General features: G+C 41.4%; 2 protein-coding genes. Both read left to right on the forward strand.

From position 1 onward, the window contains the following. On the forward strand, positions 1 to 258 hold a 258-nt coding region (locus I6E83_RS14650; protein ID WP_227680975.1), incomplete at its 5' end, for a hypothetical protein. Positions 259 to 262: 4 nt separating this feature from the next. Next, positions 263 to 796: a GTP-binding protein gene (locus I6E83_RS14655; protein ID WP_197102980.1), complete on the forward strand. Its 534-nt coding sequence runs from the start codon at positions 263 to 265 to the stop codon at positions 794 to 796. Positions 797 to 962: the final 166 nt, after the last annotated feature.

Genomic DNA, 962 nt, shown 5'->3' on the forward strand with positions numbered 1-962 from the left:
CTGAATAATGAAAGTAATCCTCAAATGATTATGAATCTATGTATCAAGTTGACCAAAAAACCGTATCCATTTAACTTTTTGGCAGATAGTGGCGAATTTGGCACACCTCAGCAAGTCACACAAATTGTCAGAGAGTTTGAACGATCAGGCATCTTAAGCGTCACAGAAGCTGAGCCATTAGTAGAGAAAGCAGTGGTCAGTGAGAAAAAGCCTAATAAATTTTATGGCGCGATCAAAAAATTCTTAGGAATGAGGTAAAAAATTGAACTATCAGAAGCTAGCTATCATTGGTGAAGTGGGTGCCGGAAAAACTCAATTGGTTCAAACACTGAGTGAAATCAGTCCTATCGAGACAGAAGCGAAGTCTAGTATCGATATCGGCAAAGAGTACACCACAGTAGGCATTGATTACGGACGGATCACACTATCGGATGACATGGCTTTAGGCATCTATGGCGTACCAGGACAAGAACGTTTTTCCTTTTTATGGGAATTCGTCAACCAGTCTCTGTGGGGACTACTCATATTGATTCGCTATGGTGAAACCCCTGATTATGCCAATATGGATAAACTGCTCACCTTCTTCGAACCCGAAAAAAACGAGACCACTTGTGTCATCGCTATTACCCACTGTGAAGATGCTGATAAGGAGAGTCTATCAGCACTTGGTCAAGAAATAAGAATCATGTTGATGCAGCACAATGTAGTGGCCCCCGTGATCAACACCGATCCTAGAAGTAGAGAGTCCGCTGTGTCTCTTTTATCCTTATTCAACACTCTTAATAACCAAGACTGATGTTAGGTATGACTATGTCAAATGAAAAATCGCCAGCGAAACTCGCATTACTAAGCCACATCAAAACTTTATGTGATGCTAATAGAGAAATTATATTGGTCAGCCTCTGTACCACAGATGGCTTTCCTATCAGCTGCTTCTCAGTCAGCGAGCTTAGTAACCAAGC

This window comes from Psychrobacter sp. SZ93C1, from assembly GCF_015864635.1.
GTDB classification, from domain to species: Bacteria; Pseudomonadota; Gammaproteobacteria; order Pseudomonadales; family Moraxellaceae; genus Psychrobacter; species Psychrobacter fozii.